The organism is Aeromonas australiensis (assembly GCF_000819725.1).
Lineage (GTDB): Bacteria > Pseudomonadota > Gammaproteobacteria > Enterobacterales > Aeromonadaceae > Aeromonas > Aeromonas australiensis.
Genome location: NZ_CDDH01000079.1, coordinates 59,966 through 80,274 on the forward strand (window position 1 = coordinate 59,966; position 20,309 = coordinate 80,274).

Here is a 20,309-nt window from a genome sequence, read left to right on the forward strand (position 1 = left end):
GGAAGGATCCCTTTAATATGATGAAGCAAACAATCATAGCTGCCACAGTCAGCCTTTTTTTATTTGGATGTGGCGCTGGTGATGAGCCTTACAAAGAGGTTCCCAAGGCAATAGAACAACAAGTATGGCGACAGTTTAATACTGATGAGCTGTGGCTCTATGTCCCTTCAACGGCGGATGCCCCAAGATATGCAGTGAACATGGATCCTTTTTTCCAAGGTGAGGAGAAAATTGTCAAACTGCAATTTGTTGAGGAAGGCTTGCGGGTTGTTGAAGTTGATAGAGATACAACGGCTCCTGGACAGCCACCACGTTGGAATGATGTCGCCCCCGTTTTGACTATTCCCGGCGATTATCTGGATTATCGCTGCGCGGAAGATGCTTATGGGGAATGTACTCGCAAGGAAGAGATTAATAGTGATGCCAATCTGAACTGGGATCGGAAACGTTATTTCTACCCTAAATTCAAAAATTTGAAAGGGCACGAAGTAAACACTATTGATCTCTGGTACAAAAATGACAACGTGCGCGAGACGGCAACCCCTCGTGTTGTGCGATGGGAGATGGATGCTGCTCAAGGTGTTATTAACGTTGAGCTGGAGCGTACATTTACTGTCAATCGTAATGCGATGACTAGTTATCTCAATACGGGCTTCAACGATCTCTCTTTTAAAACGAGCTTTTATTATTCACTGGTCAAGCTTGATAAAATAGCATCCAAGGATTACCAGCCTATTCGTTATGCTTCGGCAGATGATAGTGTATTTGGATTTTTTGATTCAACTTTTGAAAAGTTGGATGAGCAGGGAGCTGCGACAGATGGGAGTGAACGCGCTTATCTGAATCGTTTTAATCCGGATAAAAGCACCCTTGATTATTACTTGAGCGATACCTTCTTCAAACCGGAAAACAAGCTGTTTCTGGATGTCACACTGAACTCGATTGAACATATCAATAAGGTTCTGGCTGGCACCGGCGTACCGCCGATCAATCTGGTCAATCCGGACAAAGTGAGTGGCAAGCAGGTTGGTGATCTGCGTGTCAATATGATTAATTTGATTGACCGACCGTTGGCCAATGGCTTGCTCGGTTACGGTCCATCCGTAGCCAACCCGTTGACGGGGGAAATTGTTAAAGCGCATGTTAACCAGTATTCGGGGGTCATCCGTACTGCAGTGCCACGCACCTGGAACAGTCTGGTGCGTCATTTCAACCGTGGTGATTTGACGTCTGTTGGCGAAGCGGTCACCGCCGGAGTGACTTTTGAGGCGGTGAATAAAGCGGTATTAACTGCTGACGGTGGGCGAATCGAGTTTTTGGCGGATAGTGATTTCCAGCAAGTGCAGGATTCTCTGGCAAGTATGCCACGCCAGATTCAAAAACAAGGGGCATCGGCTACCTTGATGCAGCCTGGCGTTGATTCGTCACTCGTTGATTTTATCAAGGCTGATGAGGCCAGGATTAAGCGCTGGTCTGAAAATAATGCATTTGGTGAAGATGCTATATGGATATCATCGACCAGCAAGGGATTGGTGTCTGGCATTGACTATCAGGATGCCAGCCTCTATCTGGATGATCAGAAAACTCGCCTGAAAAAATGGAAAGATCTCAGTAGTGCACAGCGCAGTAAGGTCAGTGATGCCATATCTGCACATATGTATCGCTCCACCTTGGTACATGAGCTCGGGCACAATCTGGGGTTGCGCCACAACTTCGCCGGTTCGACGGACAAACAGAACTTCTATTCGGTGGATGAGGCGAAATCCCTGGGGTTGCAACATGTTCCTGCCTATAGCTCAATCATGGATTATGCAGCCTCCTCCTTTGACGAGCTCCCTATTTTCGGCCCATATGACAGAGCAGCATTGCGTTTTGCCTATGCTCGTCAAGTAGAAGTGCCATATGGTCAGCCTGATGACGCTGGCCGTCGGTCAACCGCATTGCTGAATTTACACGAGTTGGACACGGCCTATTTGCAGAATGACGAAAGTGTTCGCTTTGGTCAGTTAACTGCGCTGAAAGAGCATCTTAAAGATGGGATCCCGCTCTCTTCCTGGAGCAATCTAGACAGCTCTTTCAATACAGCGTTGCAAGATAAGAAGCTGGCGTTGAAAAGCTATGCCTTTTGTACCGATGGTAATGTTTCGCTCAACAGTGACTGTAAGCGATTTGACGAAGGCACCAATCTGGTCGAGATGATGCAGTTCAAACGGCAGTCCTATCTGGATAGCTATGATCGCCGTAATACCCGCGAGGATAAGCAGACATTCCGTGATGACAGCCTGGTTGATTATACCATTGGCCGGATGAGGACATTCTCGGAAGTGCGGGACCTGCTGGAAGACTATAAGAATATTGACCGCGTCTTTACCCAGCGTTTCGGTATTGGTATCAAACAACTGGCAGCCAATCCTGCTTATTGCAGCCCGCAAGGCCCGGCTGAAAGTGATTACTGGTTCTGTGATTACAGCAGGGCTGCTGTTGATGCGGCAGATTTTCTGCTGGGTGTCGTTGCCAGACCTGACAAGGTTTGTGAAGTCAAAGTCGGGAATGGTGCGATCGAGCAATTGCCATTGACCAAGCTTTACAATGATGTGAAGTCATGGCTTCCCAAAGGCAAGTCATTCCCCGCCAGCTGTTTTGATGCGGATTTCACCATGGCGCTGGAACAGGACTCCAGGGGTTATCAGGTACTCTCTGAAACGCGCGATGGCGTACCGTTGGATTCGGTAAGTCCAAATGATCCCAATCATAAGTACAGTAATGACCGGGACATACTGGGATCTTGGCCAGACAAGTTGCTGGCAATGAAGTATTTGGTACAAAGAAGGACGGACCGCTGGACAAACAATGGCGAAGCCATGGCTCTGGTTGATTTGCCCTTGGTGAGGGAGCGGCTGATTGCCCAGATCCGGGCGATGGTGTTGGGTGAGGAGCTACCGCAATGGGTCTCATTTGTCGATATTGATGGCAAAGAGGTTTATCCCTTCTCTCCATACCGCTGGGAAACCAAGCGCACACTCGAGAGTCTCAGTCCTAGTCTTATGCTGCTGAATAGCTATTTCGGGTTGCCATTTGATGCCAATACACGTTTGGATAAGGCGCTACTGACTCAAATTGAGAAGTGGGGCAAGACGGATGATGTTCGTTTCAGCGACACGGCGCGCACATTAGTTGATTATGTTCGTTTGCCGACAGTGACTACGGATGGATTGGCTGGTCGCCAGATAGAGTACAAGGATGCGCGTTATCAGGTATCACCACGCAATGTACTGGCCAACGATACCATCAAGTACTACTTCAACAATACGCCGATTGGTGACACCAAGCGCATTGAGGAATCCTTTAACCTGATCAATACCTTCCAGTTTGGTTTACGTATGCGGGATGTGTATGGTGATATGATCTTGGCGACTCAAACTCGTGATGTCTTCCCGTTTGAAACCAGACTAAATATGGTGAAAGTGGCTCATACCATTAACGCTGACATGTTGACTTATTTGAAGGATGCCTGGTCTGCGGGTCAGCCTTACCATGCAACCCTTAAATCGCTGGTTATCAGTGGTGCCGGGTTCAAGCTGGATGGGACCACTAAAACCTATACCGATGGTCAGCTGCAGCTTGCGTGGCGGACATTTGACAGCATAGGTAGCACTATCGATCAGAAGTACTGGGCGCTGGTAACCGGCTGGCTACCTGAATGGAGTGCCAAGATTGCAGCAAGACGGATAGACCCGGCACTTTCTGCAGAGGAGAAGAGTTTCTGGCGTGGTGATAGGGCAGTCATTGCCTATGTGTTGGCCCAAACCAATAATAAGGGTCTGCAAAATGAACTGTTGAGCCCGCTTGAGGCGCTCCCCAGATAATATGTGGCCATTTTAATCACTGTCATAGTGGTTGATAGCAAACTTGGCAAAAGGCCCCATCTGATGATGGGGCCTTTTTCATGTCATGATCTGGTCTCTCGCTTACGGGACGATCACCCGGCTCTCGCCGCCGCCGAGGGCTTCGACCCTGATCTGCACGCCAATCCGCTCCACCAGGGTCTGGACGTGGGAGATGACCCCGATCTGGCGGCCGGCGGCCTGCAGGGAGTCGAGGCTGGAAAGCGCCAGATCCAGACTGTCTGGATCCAGGGTGCCAAACCCTTCGTCGATAAACAGCGACTCGACCTGGGTCTGCCGTGACGAGAGGCTGGAGAGGGCCAGCGCCAGCGCCAGCGATACCAGGAAACTCTCGCCGCCAGAGAGGGAGTCCACCGAGCGCACCTCGTCCCCCATGTCGAGATCCACCACCTGCAGCGCCAGATCGGTGCCGGGCACCCGCTCCAGCCGGTAGCGCGGCGAGAGCTCGGCGAGCTGGGCGTTGGCCTCCAGCAGCAAGCGCTCGAGGGTGAGGCTCTGGGCAAAGGTGCGCAGCTTGGCGCCGTTGGCTTGCCCGATCAAGTCGCACAGCTGCTGCCAGTGATCGGCTACTGCCTGCTGGGCGGCCAGCTCCTGTTGCAGGCTGCCCGCCTTGAGGGCGGCGGCCTCGGCCTGTGCCAGCTTGCTCTTGCACTCGAACAGCTGCTCTTCAAGGGCGCGGCAGCGGGCATCGAGTGCCGTCAGCTGCTCGCTCAGCTCTGCATCCGGCAGGGCGGCCAGCTCGGGATGGTGCTCCCGATAGCGATCCCGCTTGCTCTCCTCCAGCGCCAGCGCCCGTTGCCGCTCGGCAAGACGGGTACGGGCCTCGCCAAGGGCATCTTCCAACCCTTGCAGGGCGGTGCGGCGCGCCTTGAGCTCTTCGGGGCTGATGGCGAGCAGGCGGCGCAGATCGTATTCGGCAATGCCAAGGGTGCTGGCGTGGGCAGCCCAGCGCCCCAGTACCTCCCGCTTGCGGCGGCTACTGGTCTGCTTTTCCTGCTCCACATGAGTGAGGCGGGTCTTGAGTTCGGTCTGCCGCTCCCGCAGAGCGCGGGCGCCGCTTTGCATCAGCTCCAGTTCGTTGGCGAGCTGTTGCAGCCGCTGTTGCCAGCGGCTCTCGACCAGCGGGATCTCCTCCCCATTCAGACAGGCGGCGCGGCTGGTGAGCAGCCCCTGCCGCTGCTGCTCGTGCTCCTTGTAATCGCGCTCCAGCTTGTGCAGCAGCTCGCGCTGGGTCTGCAGGCGTGCCTCCTGCGCACTCAGGGCCGGGGTGAGGCTGGCGATCTCGCTGGCGAGGCGCTCCCACTCGCTCTGGCCGTGCAGCCAGGCTTCGCAGGCCCGTTGCCACTCGTGCCACTGCTGGCTGCCGAGCCACTGGCGCCACGGTTGGCCGCCCATCTGCTCGTCGAGGCGGTGGGCGCCTTGCTCAAGGCGCTGGCGCAGGGTCGCTTCCTGCTCGCCCATCCCCTTCACTTCCCCTTCCAGTGCGATGCGTAGGCGATCGGCCTCCTGCCACTGCTGGTCAAACTGCTGGTGTTGGGCAGCCAGCTGGCTAAGTTGCTGACGCACCCCTTGTAACTGTTGCTGCCCTAGCTGGGCCTGACGCAGCAGCTGCTGGCTCTGGGCCAACCCCTGCTCCAGCCCCTGGCCACGGCCAAGCAGGGTGCTCATCAGCTCGTTCCACTCAATGGGGCTCTGGCGCAGCGGCAGCGGATGACCGAGCAGGGTGTCGCCCCCCAGTTGTTGCCAGCGCTGGGTCAGCTGCTCGGCGCGGGCCTCCAGCTCTGGCAGGTGCTGCTGGCGTACCGCCAGCTGGCGGGCCAGCTCCTGATGCTCGCTCTCGCACTGGATGTATTGATGGTTGAGCCGCTCCCATTCTAGTTCGAGGCTTCTGACCCGCTCCGCCAGCTGACCGAGAATGCCGGCTACCTGTGGCTGGCTCTGGCTGTAGGGGTGCTCCTCGGCGCCGCACAGTGGGCAAGGTTCGCCATCGCTCAGGATATGGCGATACTGCTCGAAGCTGGCGATGGCACGGGACTGCTCCAGCGCGTGGCGCGCCTCGTCTCGCTGCAGGGCGAGCCGATCGCGGGCGGGGGCCAACTCTTCGCTTAGGGTGGCGAGCTTGCCCAGCGCCTGCTCCAGCTGGGCAATCTCCTGCTGCAAGCGGCCATGCTGTTCGCCGTGGTTGCGGCCGTAATCGGCCAGCTCCAGCAACTGGCGCAGCTGACCCAGTTGTTCGGTCTGCTGTTGCCACTGCTCCTGCGCCTTGGCGAGGCGGCTCTCCCACTGCTGCTCCTGCAACTCGTTCTGTTGCTGTTGCAGCCGAGCTTGTTCCTGTTGCCAGTAGTCGCGCTCTTGCTGGCCTTGCTCCAGCTGGCGCTGCAACTGCTGCAGGGCGCGCAGCTTGTGATCCCGCAGGGTGAGCAGTTGCTGCAGCTTGTCGGCATCCTCGGCCCAATCCTGCATGGCGGTGAGCAGGGGCTGCCACTGGCGGGCCACCGGTGCCAGCTCCTTGTGTTCTTCGAGCCAAAGGCCCCACTGCTGGTGCTGCTGCTTGAGCAGTTCCACCTGTCGGCTCTGCTCGTGCCAGCCCTGCTCCAGGGTGAGCTGCACTTCTCGTTCCTGTGCCCCCTCCTGCTGGATCTTCTGCAACTGCTGCACTTTCTCCCGGATGCGGGTATCGAGTTCTTGTGCCCGCTTGAGTTCGGGTTGCAGGGCCCCCCATTCCCGCTCGGCAGCGATCTTCTCCGCCAGCAGCTGCTGCTCGGTCAGCGCGCTCTGCTGGGTCTGCTCCTCGAGCTTGGCCAGCTCCGGCCCCAGCTCGGCGATCACCTTCTCCTGCTGCTGCACTTCGAGAGTGAGGCGGGCCAGCTCGTCGTGATCGGCGCGGGCCACCTGGGCCTGCTCGGCACGGGCAAACTCCTCGCGCTCGGGGGCGGCGCCGCCGTGGGCCTGCAGGGCGGCATCGAGCGCCGCCTGTCCCTCGGCACAGCCCTGCAGCTGGGCTGCAATGCGGCTATTGAGGTCGCGCAACTCCTGCATCAGCTGCTGCTGTTGCTGCTCGTGTTTGAGGGTGGTGGAGAGGCTTATCTGCTGGCTCACCCACTGCTCGCGGGTCGCATCGTCCATCAGCGCCACGTCGCCGAGACGTTGAGTGATGGCGGCCAGCTTCTGCTGCTCTTCCCGCGCCCGTTCATAGGTCTGGATGGAGATGGCGGAGTAGAGCTCGGTGCCGGTCATCCGTTCGAGCAGAGCGGATCGCTCGTTGGCATCCGATTTGAGGAAGGCGGCAAACTCCCCCTGCGGCAGGATCACCGCGCGGCGGAACTGCTCCCAGGAGAGACCCACCAGCTGGTCGATGCGATCTTGCAGCTCCCGCTTGCTGCCGGAGAAGACCTGCCCAGATCCCACATCGGTCAGGGTGCGCTCCTGCGCCTGAAAGCGCCCCTCTGCGCGGTTGCGGGCGCGGCGCACCGCCCAGCGGGCCAGCCAGATGCGGCCATCGCAACCACGAAACTGCACCTCGGCAAAGCCGCTGGCGTGGCCGCGACTGAGAATGCCGCGCACGTCGTTGGCCTTGAGCTTCTCCTCGTCATCCATGCGGCCCACTTCGGCCACATTCTTGCGATTGGCGATAAAGCGCGGCATCTCGTCATAGAGGGCCAGACAAATAGCGTCAAGCAGGGTGCTCTTGCCGGCGCCGGTGTTGCCGGTGATGGCAAACAGGCCGGCGGCGCCGAGCGCCCCTCTGGTAAAGTCGATGGTGAAGGGACCGGTCAGACTGGCCAGATTCTCACCTGACAGAGACAAGATTTTCATTGGTTTGACTCCTTCACCTGCTCCAGGATCTCTTCAAACGAGGCGACCAACCCAGCCTCGGGCTCCCCTTCAAACTGGCGCTGATAGCAGAGGCGAAACACCTCGGTGGGGGAGAGCTCATCGAGCCTGCGCCGCTCGCGACCATCGGCCAGCCCTTCCCCCGAGCCCTGATACTGGGTGCTGATGCGGGCCAGACGCACCGGCTTGTCGGCGATGGCGGCGAGAATGCGCTCGCGGATCCGCGCCTCGGGCTTGGGCAGCAGCAGCCGCACTTCGAGGAAGGGTTGTGCCTCTTGTGGACAAGCAGGCAGCTCGAGCGATGCGATGGCGTTCAGCGCGTCGTCGAGGGTGCTCTGGGGCAGGCGGATCATCTCCACCGCGCGGGGCACCGGGATCCGCTCCAGCCCGGCCAGTTTCCCCCTCGCAAAGGTCACTTCCAGCACCTGATGGTTGTAGTTGGCTTCGGCGAGCGATAGCGGTAGCGGCGAGCCGCTGTAGTGCACCCCCTCTGCCGGACTCTGGGCCAGATGGAGGTGGCCGAGCGCCGTGTAGTCGGCACTGACAAAGAGTTCGGCGGGCAGGGCGTGCTGGTTGCCGCCGAGCACCCGCCGCTCTGAAAGCTCCGAGAGCTGGCCCGCCGCCAGATAGGCGTGGCCCATGGCGATGAGCGGCAGAGCCTCCCCGCAGCGAGTGCGCCCTTCGGCCAGCACTTCGGCGTAGACCTGTCGAACCCCTTCGATCAGCCTGTCTTGTCCTTCTGCCAGCTGTTCCACCCGCAGATCGCTGCTGCGCAGGAACGGCACGGCGGCGCACCAGGCGGCAATGTTGCCCTCCTTGTCTTGCAGCGGTACCAGCAGACGGTCGGTCTCGAGCTTGCCCTCACTGTCGCGGCTGATGCTGCCCACCAGATGCAGATCAAAGGCGCGCAGCAGCTCGTGGGGGGCATCGAGCTTGGAGGGGGAGTCGTGGTTGCCGCCGATCAGCACCATGTTGAGGCGGGGCATCTCGGCGCGCAGCCGCGCCAGAAAACGGTAGAGCTGTTGCCAGGCGCTGGCGGGGGGATTGGCGGTATCAAACAGATCGCCCGCCACCAGCAGGGCGTCGATCTCGCGTGTCTTGAGGGTGTCGCTCAGCCAGTCGAGAAAGGCATCGTGTTCAAAACGGCGGTCATGACCATGAAGTTGATGGCCAAGGTGCCAGTCGGCGGTATGGAGGATTTTCATTGGAAAGCAGCCCGGTTGCAGGGACGGTGCCTGTGGCACCCGATGAGGACAAGATGAGGATGCCCCGTGCTTTTTTCAAGTAAAACAGGGGGCTGGCATCGATTCAGGCAGGTTCGCAGCACATCCGGTATTGGGGGTGGCCGGTGAGGGGATCGGACTCCTCGGCCTCAATGACGAAGCCGTGGCGGCGATAGAAACGCACCGCCTGATCATTCTCGACAAAGACCCGGGCGTGGAGTGTCGCCCCCTGACGCTTGGCCTCCTGCAGCAGGGCGTGGCCGACGCCGCGGCCCTGGCGGTCGGGGCGCACGAAGAGGGCGGCGAGATAGTTGTCCACCAGCGCCATAAAACCGAGCAGATCGCCGCGCTCCTCGAATACCCAGATGGCGGCGCGATCGAGATAGCGGGTACGCAGATCCTCCTGGGCCTGCCACCAGCAGGAGGCATCGACGAAATCGTGGGCCTGCAGGGAGGCCAGCAACCAGATTTCGACGATCTCTTCCATGTCTTCCGGGCGACTTGGCCGCAACATACCTTCATCCTTATTAACAATTTACTTTCGCAGTCTAGGGGAACCTGATGAACAAACAGGTGACAGAAAAGAGACCTTGTGAGGTCGATCGCCCTTTATTTAGCGAGAATGATTGGCTGATCACAAAGCACCTCTCTAGTACAATGTCCGCCGGACAATCTAGAGACCGAGGACGCCATGTGGTTTAAAAACCTGCAGATTTATCGTTTTACCCGCCCCTTTGACCTGACCGTGGATCAGCTGGAAACCCAGCTGGAAGCCTGTGCTTTTACCCCTTGCGGCAGTCAGGACATCTCCCGTTTCGGGTGGGTCAAGCCCCTTGGCAAATTCGGCTCAACCCTGACCCACTCTGCCTCCGGCCACATCCTCATCTGCGCCCGCAAAGAGGAGAAGATGCTGCCCGGTACCGTGGTCAAGGAGATGCTGGCCGAGAAGGTAGAGGCGATCGAATTCGAGCAAGGGCGAGCCCTCAAGAAGAAAGAGAAGGAGGCGCTGAAAGAGGAGATCCTCCACACCCTGCTGCCCCGTGCCTTTAGTCGTACCAGCCAGACCTTCGCCTGGATCAATCCGGCCGACAATTTGATGGTGGTGGATGCAGGTTCTGCCAAGAAGGCAGACGATCTGCTGGCGCTGCTGCGCAAATCCATCGGCTCCCTGCCGGTGGTGCCGGTGGCCCTCAAGAACCCGCCCGAGATCACCATGACCGAGTGGCTGAACGAGGGCAACTTGCCTGCCTCCTTCACGCTGGAAGATGAAGCCGAGCTGCGCAGTGCCATGGAGCACGGCGGCATCATCCGCTGCAAGCAGCAGGATCTGATGACCGATGAAATCAAGAACCATCTGGCCAACGACAAGCTGGTGACCAAGCTGGCCCTCAACTGGGGCGAGACTGTCAGCTTCGTGCTGGGGGATGATCTCTCCATCAAGCGCCTGAAGTTCAGCGAAGAGCTGCGCGAGCAGAACGACGACGTCACCAGCGAAGATCCGGCCGCCCGTCTGGATGCGGACTTCGCCCTGGTCACCGCCGAGCTGGCCCAGTTTATCCCGGCGCTGTTTGCCGCTTTGGGTGGCGAAGAACAGTCCATCTAAGCGAACTGGATTTTTCTGCTTGAAAAAAACCGCCTTCGGGCGTTTTTTTTATATCTATTGCGGATCACCATTATTGATAGATGAGTAAGATATTGATCTTATTCAATAACTTGAGCTATCAGCGCCAATCGTGACATAGTCCCTTTTTATGGTTTCAGAATGAACAAGGAGAGTGTCATGTTGCGCAAACCTCTGGGGCTGGTTGTCGCCCTTGCCCTGCTGGCCGGTTGTGCCAGTGACAAGGGCTTTCACTACGCCCCGCCAGCCCAGACCCTGATCGCACCCGAAGCCGCTAGTGGCTGGACCGACAAACAGGGCTGGCAGGGCCATGATTTTATGGTGGCGGCCGCCAACCCGCTGGCGGTGGATGCGGGCTACCAGATCATCAAGGCTGGTGGCAGTGCCGTCGATGCCGCCATTGCAGTGCAGCTGGTGTTGACGCTGGTGGAGCCGCAATCCTCCGGGATCGGTGGTGGAACCCTGCTGCTGGTGTGGGATGGCCGCAAGGTGAGTGCGGTGGATGGCCGCGAGACGGCGCCGGCTGCCGCCACCGACCAGCTGTTTATGCAAGATGGCAAGCCGCTGGCGTTTTATGACGGGGTGGTGGGGGGGCGCTCGGTCGGCGTTCCCGGTACCCTGCGCGCGCTGGCGCTGGCCCATCAGCGTTATGGCAAGTTGCCCTGGGCTGCGCTGTTCGAGCCCGCCATCACCCTGGCAGAGCAAGGATTTGTGATTAGTCCACGGCTGGCCACCTTGCTGGCCAAGGATCCCTATCTGGCACGGGATCCGGAGGCGCGCGCCTACTTCTATCAGGTGGATGGCAGCCCCAAACCGGCAGGCACCCGGCTGACCAACCCGGCGCTGGCCAAGGTGTTGCGCACTCTGGCCACAGAGGGGGCGGATGCCTTTTATCAGGGGCCGTTGGCGGATGCCATGGTGGCCAAGGTGCGCCAGCATCCCACCAATCCCGGGATACTGGCGGCCAGCGATCTGGCCAGCTATCAGGCTAAAGTGCGGGATGGCCTCTGCTTTGACTATCGCCAGAGCAAGATCTGCGGCTTTCCCACTCCCTCGTCCGGCACCCTGGCACTCGGCCAGATCTTCGGCATGCTGGAGAGCCGCGATATGGCGGCCTTCAAGCCGATCACCACCAAGGAGGGGGGACTGGCAGCCTCCAGCGAGGCTATCCACCTCTACAGCGAAGCGGCGCGTCTGGCCTTCGCCGATCGCAACCAGTACGTCGCCGACAGCGATTTTGTCAGCGTGCCGGTGCAGGGGCTGCTGGACAAGGGCTATCTGGCCGAGCGCGGCAAGCTTGTCACAGAGAGATCCATGGGGGTTGCCCAGCCCGGTACTCCGCCACTGGCGCTGGCGCGCGGCAAGGATGCGACCCCCGAACTCCCCTCTACCAGCCATGTCTCGATTGTCGACAAGGCGGGGATGGCTATCTCCATGACCAGCTCCATCGAGGATGGTTTCGGGTCGCGCCAGATGGTCAACGGTTACCTGCTCAACAACCAGCTCACCGACTTCTCCTTCACCTCGGTGGATGCTGCCGGTCTGCCGGTGGCAAACCGGGTGGAGCCGGGCAAGCGGCCCCGCTCCTCCATGTCACCCCTGCTGGTGTTTGACAAGCCAAGCGGCGAGCTGACCATGACGCTGGGCTCGCCGGGGGGCTCCGCCATCATCAACTACGTGGGCAAGACCCTGCTCGGCACCCAGGATTGGGGCCTGAACCTGCAGCAGGCCATCAACCTGCCCAACTTTGGCAGCCGCAACGCCCCCACCGAGCTGGAAGCGGGGCGCACCCCCATGTCGGTGATCGAGGAACTGAAGGCGAGGGGACATGAGGTGGTACTGAACGAGCAGACCTCCGGCCTGCAAGGGGTTGAGCGCAACGCTGGTGGCTGGTTTGGCGCAGCGGATCCGCGCCGGGAAGGGATCGCCAAGGGGGAGTAAGGTTCCCACAGCAACAAGGCCAGCATGATGCTGGCCTTGTTATTGATGTCGTCTAACCTGGAAGATTATTTGATACCCAACAGCTCCACGTCGAAGATCAAGACTGAGCCCGGCGGGATTTTACCTGCAGCGCGGTCGCCGTAGGCGAGGTTGGCGGGGATATAGAAACGGGTCTTCTCCCCTTCCACCATCAGCTGAACCCCTTCAGTCCACCCTTTGATCACCTGATTGAGGCCGAACTCGATGGGCTCGCCACGAGCGACCGAGCTGTCAAAGACGGTGCCATCCAGCAGCTTGCCCTCGTAGTGCACCTTCACCTTGCTGGTGGCGGTGGGGTGAACGGTGCCGGTGCCCGGGGTCAGCACTTCGTACTGCAGGCCGGAGGCGGTGGTGGTCACCAGCGGTTTCTCCTTGTTGCTGGCGAGGAACTCGGCGCCAATCCGTACGTTCTCAACAGCCTGTTTTTTGCTGTTGCTGCTGGCGTAGAAGTAGTAGGCCACACCGGCGATGAGCAGCGCGATCAGTATGAATTTCATCGGTTTTTCCTGTTCCATGAAATGTAAAAAGTGCAATGAGGGGCCATCTTATCGCGCACTGCCGCTGATGGCGAGCCACAGGGCGGGAGGATGTGAGCGGGCAGGCAAACTCCGGTGAGCTGGACGCAAAAAGGGGCGAGTCGCTGACTCGCCCCTTGTCATGGCGGCGGCGCTTACTTGGCTGCCACCATCATCAGGGCGGGCAGGGCGAAGAAGAGACCTGCCACATAACCCAGTGCCAGCAGCTTGTTTTCGCTGCCTACCCGGGCCAGCCCCTCGGCGGCGCGCACCGGCAGGTCACGCAGGAAGGGGATGCCATAGATGAATGCCACGGCGAAGAGGTTGAACAGCACATGGACCAGCGCAATGGTCAGGGCCAGTTGGGCACCGGCTCCGCTAATGGCGGTGGCAGCCAGCAGGGCCGTGATGGTGGTGCCGACATTGGCCCCCAGGGTGAAGGGGTAGAGCTGACGGGTACTGAACACACCACCGCCGGCCAGCGGGATCATCAGGCTGGTGGTGGTGGAGGAGGACTGCACCATGATGGTCACCAGCGCACCGGAGGTGATGCCGCTCAGCGGGCCACGGCCCAGCGCCTTGTGCAGCACCTCTTTGGCTCGGCCCACCAGCACCTGTTGCAGCACTTTGCCCAGATAAGTGACACAGGCGAGGATCAGCAGGATACCGATGGCGATGGTGGCGATGGCGGCACCCTTGCCCGGCAGGAAAGCGACGGCGCTGTCAATCAACTGCTGGGCCGGTGCGGTCAGCGGTTTCATGAAATCCATGCCCTTCATCGACATGTCGGCGGAGCCCACCAGCAGGTTGGCCAGCCACTCGGCGCTGTGTTGCAGCAGGCCGAACATCAGCTCCAGCGGCAGGAAGATGAACACCGCCAGCAGGTTGAAGAAGTCGTGCACGGTAGCGGCGGCGAAGGCGCGGCGGAACTCGGTGCGATCCCGCACATGGCCCATGGAGACGATGGTATTGGTGATGGTGGTGCCGAGGTTGGCCCCCATCACCATGGGGATGGCCATGCCGATGGGCAGGCCGCCAGCCACCAGACCGACGATCACCGAGGTGACGGTGCTGGAGGATTGCACCAGCGCGGTCGCCAGAATACCGAGCAGCAGGGCAAGGAAGGGGTCGTTGGCAAAGGCGAAGATCCGGGCTGCACCCTCGGCGCCGCCGGAGAAGCCCTTGAAGCCGTGGGAGACGGCCCCAACGGCAACCAGAATGAGGTAGACAAGTGCGATAACTGTGATCCAGTTGAACAGCGATTTGCGGTTGGATACCCGCTGTTGTGGCAAGGATTGAGTCTGTTGCATGTAGCCTCTTGGGACGGTCATGCCGTCAGGGTTGAAGTAGACTCGGGCATTTAAACAAGGCTCTATGACAGAAATATGACAAAGTGACACTTTTATGATGGTTTGATGAAAGTGTGTTTTTGTGGTGGCTACCGAGGCAAAAACAGATGGTGGGGCCGACTCACGGCTGAAGAGTGGTAGCACTGAACTGTGCGACAAAGTAAACAGCTGCGTGTCGGGGGGCGATGACCTCAAGATGACCCGGCGCAGGGTTGGCAAGAGCAGCCAACGGGTGACGAGGTGCAATAGCAGAAGGGGAGCCGTGGCTCCCCTTCTGCTATCCGTGGCTTGCCGCTTATCAGGCGTCGCTTGCCTCTTCATACTGACGGAACGGAATGCGGAACACCGCCAGACGCAGGAACAGATAGGTGACACCGAGGCCAGCCCAGATCAGGCCCAGCTCCAGCGAGCTCTGCTCCAGATTGATCCAGAGTGCACCTATGGTGGCGGCGCCGAGCAGCGGCATCAACAGGTAGATGAGGTGATCCTTGAGGCTCTTGTTGCGCTTCTCGCGCACCCAGAACTGGCCGATCACCGACAGGTTGACGAAGCTGAAAGCCACCAGGGCGCCGAAGTTGACCAGTGCCAGTGCGGTATCCAGATCAAACGACACGGCTGAGAGGGCCAGTGCTCCCACCATCACGACGTTGATAGCCGGTGTGCGATATTTCGGGTGGATGTAGCCAAACACCCGCTCCGGGATCATCCGGTCACGCCCCATCACATAGAGGATGCGCGAGACACCGGCGTGAGCCGCCATGCCGGAGGCCAGTACCGCGACCGTGGTGCAGACCAGAACCACCGATTGGAAGAAGGTGCCGCCAACGTAGAGGGCAATCTCCGGCAGGACCGCATCGGGCTCTTTGAAGCGAGCCAGATCCGGAAAATAGAGTTGCAGGCAGTAGGAGACCACTACGAAGATGACGCCGCCGATAAGAGCAGTCAGCACGATCGCCTTGGGGATCACCTTGCCGGCGTTCGGGGTCTCTTCGGAGAGGGAGCTCAGGCCGTCAAAGCCCAGGAACGAGAAGCAGAGGATGGTCGCACCGGTAAAGAGCGGTACCAGCTGTGCTGATTCGAAGTGGAACGGGCGGCTGCTCATCAGGGTGCCAGCACCCTCACCGTGGTAGATGCCCCACGCCATCAGGCCGATAAAGAGGATGATGATGGCCAGCTGGATCACCACGATCAGACCGTTGAAGTTGGCTACCAGATTGATGCCACGCAGGTTGAGGAAGGTCATCACGGTCACCAGACCGAAGATGAATACCCAGGGGTCGACACCCGGGAACATGGCGGTCAGGTAGATCTTGGCCAGCAGGATATTGATCATCGGCATGAACATGTAGTCGAGCAGGGATGACCAGCCGACCATGAAACCGACGTAGGGGTTGAACACCTTCTGGGCATAGGTATAGGCAGAGCCCGCAGAGGGGAACTTGCGTACCAGATGGCCGTAGCTGAAAGCGGTGAGCAGGATGCCGCCCAGCGCCAACAGATAAGCGGTAGCGACCCGGCCATCGGTGATATCACCGACGATGGCGAAGGTGTCGAAGACAGCCATGGGGGTCAGATAGGCCAGACCCATCACAATCACTTGTGTCAGGGTAAGGGTCTTGAGCAGCTTGGCGTTTTGCGATGCCATTACGCTTTCTCCTCAATCAGTGCCGCAGCACGTGCTTGCAACGAGCGCAGGGATACGATGGATTCGCAAGCCTGTACATCAAGGGCGCCGGGGAGGCGCATACCGGGCTGTACCGGCAGGAAAGCATTAAAACGCCCCATGTTTTTCCTCATTAACGTCGGGAGATTGTTTGGCAATCTCGAATATCACTTCCGGAAACGTTCCGGCCTCTTGTGGTGGGTTTGTACTGCACTTCAAAATAGAAAAACCGATGTCGCAGTGAACATCGGTCCTTTATTGGCGGCGTATTGTGCATTCGGTCAGCCCCCTTGACAAGCAAAAAAGGGCAGATTAACGCATTTTTTTGCATACGCACGGAGCAGGTAAGTGGTCACTCGCCCCCTGCAGCCGTCCCCGAGCCGCTCCCCCTTTTTCGGGGGGGAAGAGAACCCTGTCGTGGCGTATGAAAAATCGGCAAATCGGGGCTGCAGGGTGCATAGCGCCTCAACCTTGATCCTGATCATATTTGTCTGGTCGCCCCGAGGTAGGGGCCTGCTATTTTATCGGTTGGAGAGGTGCAAAGAGGGAGGGAAAGAGAAATATATCCAATGCATATTTATTCGAAATGGTGACTGAAAATAGAGTGTGACGCGGACCGTGCCATGGTACGGTCCGCGGCTCGGCTGGGTAATTATTTGAAACCAGTCACACTTCTCACAGAAATTGCGCCACTGGCAACCATCTCATTGCCAAACCCGATCGCTGCAGAAATAACAAGGAGCCCGCAGGCTCCTTGTTTTGTATGGCCATATTGTTGACCCGCGATTACTGGGCGATCTCCACCTTGTCGGCGGTCTGCAGCGGGATGCGGAACACGGTGAGACGCAGGAACAGGTAGATGGCCCCCAGCGCCGCCCAGATCAGCCCCAGTTCGAAGGAGGCGGGTTCCAGATTTAACCACAACACCCCGATACAGGCGGCGCCACAAAGCGGCATCAGCAGAAACAGCAAGGTGTCCCTGATGCTCTTGTTGCGACCGAGCTTCACATAGAAGTGGGCAATCACCGCCAGATTGACGAAGGTAAAGGCCACCAGAGCGCCAAAGTTGATCAGCGCCAGCGCCATCTCCAGATCCAGCGACAGCGCTGAGAGGGCCAACAGGCCAACCAGCAGCACGTTGAGTGCCGGGGTCTGCCACTTCGGATGGATGTAACCGAAGAAGCGGGCGGGCAGGGCGCGATCACGACCCATCACATAGAGCAGGCGCGATACACCGGCGTGGGAGGCGAGCCCGGAAGCGAGCACCGCTACTGTGGTACAAACCAGCACCACCGCCTGGAACAGCTTGCCGCCGACATAGAGGGCGATCTCCGGCAGTACCGCATCCGGATGCTGGAAGCGGGAGATGTCAGGGAAGTAGAGCTGCAGGAAGTAGGAGGTAGTGACGAACAGCACACCGCCGATCAGCGCCGTCAGCACGATGGCGCGGGGGATGACGCGATCCGCATCCGGTGTCTCTTCCGACAGGGTACTGATGGCGTCAAAACCGAGGAACGACAGACAGAGGATGGAGGCCCCCATCAGCAGCGGCGAGATGTTGATCTGCTCCGAGAGGAAAGGACGGCTGCTGGCAACAGTGCCCAGCCCTTCACCATTGTGAACGCCCCAAGCGATCAGGCCGATAAAGACGGCGATGATGCTGAACTGCATGATGACGATCAGGCTGTTGAAGTTGGCCACCAGTTTGATGCCACGCAGGTTAAGGGCGGTCATCACTGCCGCCAGACCGAAGATATAGGTCCAGGGCTCCACACCGGGGAACAGCGCTTCCAGATAGATCTTGGCCAGCAGCATGTTGATCATCGGCATGAACATATAGTCGAGCAGGGAAGTCCAGCCCACCATAAAGCCGACATAGGGGTGAAACACCTTCTGGGCATAGGTATAGGCGGAGCCGGCTGACGGGAACTTGCGCACCAGATGGCCGTAGCTCAGGGCAGTGAACAGCATGCCGATGAGGGCAAACAGGTAGGCGGTCGGCACATGGCCTTCGGTGATCTCGGTAACGATGCCGAAGGTGTCGAACACCGCCATGGGGGTGAGGTACGCCAGTCCCATAACCACGACCTGCCACAGTTTGAGGGTCTTTTTCAGACCAACCTGCTGGGCCGCCATTATGCATGTTCCTCATGCAGTGCCAGAGTGGCACGGTCCATCAACGAAACCGGGAGAGAGGCCCGGGAATCAAGGGCGCCAGGGCGGCGCACACCGGCCATGGCCGGTTGGAAAGCATTGAGATGCCCCATGTTGTTCCTCACTGAGAGTGGTGTCGGGAGATTGCTGCCAATCTCGCTATCTTTTCCGGGGGTGATCCGGCCTCGTTTATGGGTTTGTTCACTGTCTAAAAAAGAACCGATGCCATTGTTTGCATCGGTTCTTTCAGTGGCGGCGCATTTTGCATTTGCAGGGCCCCCTTGACAAGCAAAAAAGGGGGCAAAACTGCATTTATTTGCACAGGTAAGTGGTCACTTTCCTGCTGGTCAGGCCAGCACGGCCTCCAGTGATTTTTCAAGGAGTTGCAGCCCCTCGTCAATCACTGCCGCAGGGGCTGTCAGGGGGGCGAGAAAACGGATGACATTTGCGCGTACCCCGCATGAGAGCAGGACCAGACCCCGTTTGCCCGCCTCGGCCACCAGGCGCTTGGTAAGGTCGGGATCGGGCTGACTGGCATCACGGCGTTTTACCAGCTCCATGGCCACCATGGCACCGGGGCCGCGAATTTGACCTATGCAGTCAAAACGCTCGGCTATGCGTTCCAGCCTCGCCTTGATCTGCTCACCCTGATCCAGCGCTTTCTGGTTGAGTTTCTCCTCGTCGATCACCTGCAAGACCGCCAGCGCGGCGGCGCAGGCGATGGGTGAACCGGCATAGGTGCCACCCAGCCCTCCCGGCTTGGCCGAGTTCATGATCTCCGCCTTGCCCACTACCGCCGAGAGCGGGAAGCCCCCCGCCAGACTCTTGGCCAGGGTCATGATGTCCGGCTCGATGGCGGCATACTCGGTGGCGAAGGTTTTGCCGGTGCGGCAAAAACCGCTCTGGATCTCGTCGCAAATCAGCAGAATGCCGTGCTGGTCGCAGACGCTGCGCAGCTTCTGCATAAAGTTCGGGGAGGCGGGATAGAAGCCCCCTTCGCCCTGTACCGGCTCGATGATGATGGCGGCAACCCGGCTCGGTTCGATGTCGGCGCTGAAGCAGAGCTCGAGGGCGTGCAGGGCATCCTCTTCACTCACCCCGAGATAATCGGCGGGGAAGGGGATGTGGTAGACCTCCCCCGGGAAGGGGCCAAAGCCGGTCTTGTAGGGGACCACCTTGCCGGTGAGCGCCATCCCCATCATGGTGCGACCGTGAAAGCCCCCCTTGAAGGCGATGGTGCCGCTGCGACCGGTGTGGGCGCGGGCAATCTTGATGGCGTTCTCGACCGCTTCGGCGCCGGTGGAGAGAAACAGGGTGCGCTTCGGGGTCGGGCCGGGCACCAGGGCGTTGAGCTTCTCGGCAAGCTCGATATAGCCGGGGTAAGGGGTGACCTGAAAGCAGGTGTGGCTGAATTTTTCCAGTTGATCGCGCACTGCCGCCACCACTTTGGGGTGGTTGTGGCCGGTATTGAGCACGGCGATGCCGGAGGCAAAGTCGATGTAGCGGTTGCCCTCCACATCCCACAGCTCGGCATTTTGCGCCCGGTCGATAAAGACCGGCAGCAGGGTACCGACGCCGTTGACCACGGCTGCTTCGCGGCGCGCTTGCCACGCCTTGTTTGATGCTGACTGACTCATCTTTCCTCCCTGAGGGGCCGCAGCCCCCGATATTCCCTGAATAATGTGGCAGGCGTTTTGGCGCCCATCACCACCGATCAGCCCATCGGGCCAGATTGGCGGCGTCTTGTCTCTCTGTTGCTGCCCTAGCGAATGGCGCCAAAGCAGAGGTATTTGGTCTCCAGATACTCCTCCAGCCCCTCGGCGGCACCCTCCCGACCCAGACCCGACTCCTTGATGCCGCCGAAGGGGGCCAGCTCGGTTGAGATGATCCCCTCGTTGATACCGACCATGCCGTACTCCAGCTGCTCAGCGACGCGCCACACCCGGGCGATGTCGCGGCCATAGAAGTAGGCGGCGAGACCGTAAGGGGTGTCGTTGGCAATGGCGATGGCTTCGGCTTCCGTCTCGAAGCGCACCAGCGGGGCCACCGGGCCGAAGATCTCCTC

General features: G+C 59.3%; 13 protein-coding genes. 3 read left to right on the forward strand and 10 right to left on the reverse strand.

Annotated features, from left to right (window positions below):
- Positions 1 to 17 precede the first annotated feature (17 nt).
- Positions 18 to 3,866, forward strand: coding sequence for a zinc-dependent metalloprotease (locus tag BN1117_RS14810; RefSeq protein WP_052441533.1), 3,849 nt, complete (start codon positions 18 to 20; stop codon positions 3,864 to 3,866).
- Between the two features lie 102 nt (positions 3,867 to 3,968).
- Here the strand turns inward: BN1117_RS14810 and BN1117_RS14815 are convergent, their stop codons facing one another.
- From BN1117_RS14815 to BN1117_RS14825, 3 genes are all read right to left on the reverse strand, one after another.
- Positions 3,969 to 7,721 (reverse strand): AAA family ATPase, encoded by a 3,753-nt coding sequence (locus BN1117_RS14815; RefSeq protein ID WP_040098581.1) that lies wholly within the window; start codon positions 7,719 to 7,721, stop codon positions 3,969 to 3,971.
- Positions 7,718 to 8,944, reverse strand: coding sequence for an exonuclease SbcCD subunit D C-terminal domain-containing protein (locus BN1117_RS14820; RefSeq protein WP_040098582.1), 1,227 nt, complete (start codon positions 8,942 to 8,944; stop codon positions 7,718 to 7,720). Before BN1117_RS14820 ends, BN1117_RS14815 begins: the two co-directional genes overlap by 4 nt.
- A 103-nt stretch (positions 8,945 to 9,047) precedes the next feature.
- Complete coding sequence (locus tag BN1117_RS14825) at positions 9,048 to 9,476, reverse strand: GNAT family N-acetyltransferase (RefSeq protein ID WP_040098584.1); 429 nt, start codon at positions 9,474 to 9,476, stop codon at positions 9,048 to 9,050.
- Between the two features lie 177 nt (positions 9,477 to 9,653).
- Between BN1117_RS14825 and rdgC the strand changes: the two genes are divergently transcribed.
- Positions 9,654 to 10,565 (forward strand): recombination-associated protein RdgC, encoded by a 912-nt coding sequence (rdgC, locus tag BN1117_RS14830; RefSeq protein ID WP_040098586.1) that lies wholly within the window; start codon positions 9,654 to 9,656, stop codon positions 10,563 to 10,565.
- Positions 10,566 to 10,742: 177 nt separating this feature from the next.
- Complete coding sequence (ggt, locus tag BN1117_RS14835; protein WP_040098588.1) at positions 10,743 to 12,524, forward strand: gamma-glutamyltransferase; 1,782 nt, start codon at positions 10,743 to 10,745, stop codon at positions 12,522 to 12,524.
- A gap of 65 nt (positions 12,525 to 12,589) precedes the next feature.
- Here ggt and bamJ read toward each other — a convergent pair whose 3' ends face one another.
- From bamJ to BN1117_RS14865, 7 genes are all read right to left on the reverse strand, one after another.
- Positions 12,590 to 13,060, reverse strand: a complete 471-nt coding sequence (bamJ, locus tag BN1117_RS14840) for a BamJ family beta-barrel-assembly machinery protein (protein ID WP_040098590.1) — start codon at positions 13,058 to 13,060, stop codon at positions 12,590 to 12,592.
- A gap of 173 nt (positions 13,061 to 13,233) precedes the next feature.
- Positions 13,234 to 14,388, reverse strand: a complete 1,155-nt coding sequence (locus tag BN1117_RS14845; RefSeq protein ID WP_040098592.1) for a sodium:phosphate symporter — start codon at positions 14,386 to 14,388, stop codon at positions 13,234 to 13,236.
- Positions 14,389 to 14,725: 337 nt separating this feature from the next.
- A complete protein-coding gene (locus BN1117_RS14850) occupies positions 14,726 to 16,072 on the reverse strand; it encodes an APC family permease (protein ID WP_040098594.1) in 1,347 nt (448 codons plus the stop codon).
- On the reverse strand, positions 16,072 to 16,212 hold the full coding sequence (locus BN1117_RS19680) for a hypothetical protein (RefSeq protein WP_005338239.1): 141 nt from the start codon (positions 16,210 to 16,212) through the stop codon (positions 16,072 to 16,074). The genes BN1117_RS14850 and BN1117_RS19680 overlap by 1 nt, the downstream gene beginning before the upstream one ends.
- Positions 16,213 to 16,876: 664 nt before the next feature.
- Positions 16,877 to 18,226 (reverse strand): APC family permease, encoded by a 1,350-nt coding sequence (locus BN1117_RS14855; protein WP_040098596.1) that lies wholly within the window; start codon positions 18,224 to 18,226, stop codon positions 16,877 to 16,879.
- Positions 18,227 to 18,591: 365 nt separating this feature from the next.
- A complete protein-coding gene (gene gabT, locus BN1117_RS14860) occupies positions 18,592 to 19,881 on the reverse strand; it encodes a 4-aminobutyrate--2-oxoglutarate transaminase (RefSeq protein ID WP_040098598.1) in 1,290 nt (429 codons plus the stop codon).
- Positions 19,882 to 20,006: 125 nt separating this feature from the next.
- Positions 20,007 to 20,309, reverse strand: a 303-nt coding sequence (locus tag BN1117_RS14865) for an aldehyde dehydrogenase family protein (RefSeq protein ID WP_040098600.1), incomplete at its 5' end; no start/stop codon positions are given.